The following is a 3,366-nucleotide window of genomic DNA, read 5'->3' as shown; positions in this document are numbered from 1 at the left end:
CGCAAGCCTCAAGCTCGAGGCGGGCTGGTGAGGAAAGAAAGTCAGGGCGGATCATAAGCAATAGCTGAATCGTTCCAAACCCAGCAGTCAAGTCAACAAATTCGGCTTCTGCAGGACTCGGAGTATAAGCTCGTGAATCGCAGCTTTTATCCCCAAGTGGCGCGAAAAAAGCCATATTGAGCAATTTGGGGCAACCACATGATTCCCGTGACACCAATTCTTACCAACCGACCCTCGGAACTGGCAACCGATATTTCAGAGCGCCTCACCACGGCGATCCGCGAACATTTGTTGTCAGCCTTCGCGCCCGACAACACGAAATCCCTACGCCTGTTCAGCGCGCCCGAGGCCGCCGAACTCTTGGGTGTATCGGGTCAATTCATGCGCAAAGTGCACGGTGAAGGGACCCTGCCCGAGCCTCAAGAGATCCGCGCTGGACGTCGCTACTATACCGCGCGCGACATCTGGAATGCCCGCCAGATCCTTGAGCAAACCTCCCGAAAAAAGGGTCGGTATCTTCCCGGCCGGAGGGATGGAGATAAGCTACAAGTCTGGCAGTTGATGAATTTCAAGGGCGGGTCCAGTAAAAGCACAACGACAATCCACTTGGCCCATTTCCTCGCCCTGCAAGGCTATAAGGTCTTGGCTGTAGATCTAGACCCTCAAGGCTCACTGACATCCATGTGCGGGATCAGCCCAGAGATCGAATTTGACGGACTGACTGTCTATGATGCCATTCGGTACGACGATCCCGTGCCCTTTGCTGACACAATCGTTGAAACCTATTTTCCAGGGCTATCTCTCGCCCCTTCCCGCCTGCTCTTGTCAGAGTTTGAAACGGAATCAGCCGTAAATTCGAGCCCTGATCAGCCGTTCTTCACACGGATAAGAAGTGCGCTCGCTCAAGTCGAAGACCAGTATGATATCGTCTTGATGGACAGCCCGCCTCAGCTTGGCTTCTTGACGATTTCCGGCATGGCGGCAGCGACCTCATTGATTGTACCTCTCACGCCCTCCATGCTCGACGTCTCCTCAACCGCACAGTTCTTGGAACTGGCTGGTGCTTATATGGGCGTCATCGAAGAAGCAGGCGCGGAATTGCAATACGATCACTTCAAGTTCCTGATCACACGCGATGAGCCGACAGACGTCCCATCACAACAGCTCACGTCCTTTATGCGCGCGCTCTTTCAAGACCGCGTCATGGGCGCGACCGCCCTCAAAAGCACTGCGATCAGCGACGCGACCATGCTCAAACAATCGATTTACGAGGTCGTGAAATCAGAAATGACCCGCGCAACCTATGAGCGCGCGAAAAACTCAATGGATGCGATCGGCAAAGAGGTTGAAGCAATGATCCACCGATCATGGGGGCGTAGCTGATGGCCCGTAAATCCCTTCAAGGCCTCTCCGGCATCGCCAAGACGATTGCAGATTCCGGTCCACGCACCTCTGAGCGCAAACCAAATACCAGCGCACCGGCACTTGGTGCTCTCCAAGGTTCTCTGTCTGCCATCCGCGAGATCGATCCAAAGCTGATTGATGAATGGGGTCCGAAAGACCGTCTTGACGGGTTTACAGCTGTAAACTCCGATGAAGAGGGCAACGGGTTTGAGGCCCTAAAGACGAGCATCGACGAAGGCGGCCAGCAGGTGCCTATCCTTGTGCGCCGCTCAAGCATCGACGGGCGATACGAGGTCATTTATGGCCGCCGCCGCCTCAAGGCCTGTCGTGAGTTGGGACTGAAGGTCCGGGCCAACGTTGAAGACCTTGATGACGCCTCAGCCTTACTTGCCAAAGGCCTCGAGAACGCTGCACGTCGCAATCTCTCGTTTTATGAGAAAGCGCGCTTCGCAGCCGTTATTCAGGTTGCAGGGCACAATACAAAGACAGTGCGCCAAGTCTTGAGCCTCTCAGCACCTGGACTATCCCATCTCACCAAGGTCACCGAGAATGTTCCAGACGATGTGGGCGACGCAATCGGCGCCGCCCAAAAGTCAGGCCGCCCGAAGTGGACAGCGCTTGCAGACGCCTTCATCGCAAAGAAGGTCACCGCAAGTACTGCGTTTTCAATCCTTTCAAAGCTTGATCCTGATCTCTCATCAGATGATCGCCTCGAGCGGCTCTTGGCAGAGATCGCCCGACGAGGTGCACGCCCAAAAGAGGGCAGGGCGGTTGCGCCCGCACCAGGCGTTACGATCAAATCCAGCAATTCTTCCATCACCCTCGCCGTCAAAAAGACCGGCAAGGATGCCGCCTTCGGGGCATGGCGGGACCGCCATCTCGAAGACATCATCACCAAATCCTACGAGCAGTTTACAGCTGTAAACTCACCGGATGAAACCCGAAGCAGAAAGGAGGACGGCGAATAGAAAACCCCCGAAGCCGGAGCTTCGAGGGCTGCAGCGCGTAAGCGCCGTTAGACTAGACACCTAGACGGTAGCAGTCCCCGAATCATCGAACAAGAAAAAACGCTTCCGAGCGCATGGGAATTTTTTGTCTGCCGACAAAATCATGAAAACAATAGCAGGACTAGCTCCAGGTGGAGCCCACTCGCCAAGGTATTCGGCGGGGCAGCGAGATATTGCCCCGTCCAAATGGTCACTCTTGCAGGTGATAGAAGACATCAGAGAGCCTTTGGGGCTAAAGGGCACCTCAATTTCGCTCTTGCGAGCCATGATCTCCTTCATCAAGGGCGATCATATTACAGCCGCACAAGATGACGGGCATATTTGCTTTGCGTCCAACGTTGCTTTGGCAAAGCGGACCCATGTAAGTGTTCAAACGGTCGAGCGCCACATCACCAAACTCGTCTCTCTCGGCCTCCTGACGCGCCGCTCCAGTGCTAACGGCAAACGATGGGCCAGACGGGACACGAGTGGACGTATTGTGCTTGCCACAGGTCTTTCGTTGATGCCGTTATCAGCGCGACATGCTGAATTTGTTCAAGTAAATCAAACGTATAAAGAGCGAATCACCAATCTATTAATCCTACGAGACAGATGTGCAATCGCGCTGGCAAGTCTCAAGAGGTATCTCCCAAACCGCCCAGATATTGAAGCCTTGTTCAATACCGCTCGCAATATCCTGCGTCGGCGTGCACCCGAAGACGCTCTCACAACCTTGTTGAAGAATATTACCTCAAAGATTCAAGAAGTTAATCCTGATCAAACGGACAAATTGAGGGACACAGCCCCAGAAAATGAGGGGCACAAAGAACCTCATATGAATCAGTCAGTTATACTCCGAGTCCTGCAGAAGCCGAATTTGTTGACTTGACTGCTGGGTTTGGAACGATTCAGCTATTGCTTATGATCCGCCCTGACTTTCTTTCCTCACCAGCCCGCCTCGAGCTTGAGGCTTGCG

At 54.0% G+C, this 3,366-nt stretch carries 3 protein-coding genes; all 3 read left to right on the top strand.

From position 1 onward, the window contains the following. Positions 1–198 precede the first annotated feature (198 nt). Positions 199–1,383: a plasmid partitioning protein RepA gene (gene repA, locus ROE7235_RS19075; RefSeq protein WP_121097537.1), complete on the top strand. Its 1,185-nt coding sequence runs from the start codon at positions 199–201 to the stop codon at positions 1,381–1,383. Beyond that, positions 1,383–2,372 (top strand): plasmid partitioning protein RepB, encoded by a 990-nt coding sequence (gene repB, locus ROE7235_RS19070; RefSeq protein ID WP_121097534.1) that lies wholly within the window; start codon positions 1,383–1,385, stop codon positions 2,370–2,372. Before repA ends, repB begins: the two co-directional genes overlap by 1 nt. Before the next feature lie 142 nt (positions 2,373–2,514). Continuing rightward, positions 2,515–3,279 (top strand): helix-turn-helix domain-containing protein, encoded by a 765-nt coding sequence (locus ROE7235_RS19065; RefSeq protein WP_121097532.1) that lies wholly within the window; start codon positions 2,515–2,517, stop codon positions 3,277–3,279. Positions 3,280–3,366: the final 87 nt, after the last annotated feature.

Origin of the sequence: Roseinatronobacter ekhonensis (genome assembly GCF_900499075.1) — a bacterium.
GTDB classification, from domain to species: Bacteria; Pseudomonadota; Alphaproteobacteria; order Rhodobacterales; family Rhodobacteraceae; genus Roseinatronobacter; species Roseinatronobacter ekhonensis.
The sequence above is the reverse complement of the archived record's forward strand: the minus strand, read 5'-3'. Positions and strand labels throughout refer to the sequence as shown.

What these genes read in the sequence shown, in the direction of transcription:
- repA (WP_121097537.1), top strand. Translation starts at nt 199, where the DNA reads ATGATTCCCGTGACACCAATTCTTACCAACCGACCCTCGGAACTGGCA.
- repB (WP_121097534.1), top strand. Translation starts at nt 1,383, where the DNA reads ATGGCCCGTAAATCCCTTCAAGGCCTCTCCGGCATCGCCAAGACGATT.
- ROE7235_RS19065 (WP_121097532.1), top strand. Translation starts at nt 2,515, where the DNA reads ATGAAAACAATAGCAGGACTAGCTCCAGGTGGAGCCCACTCGCCAAGG.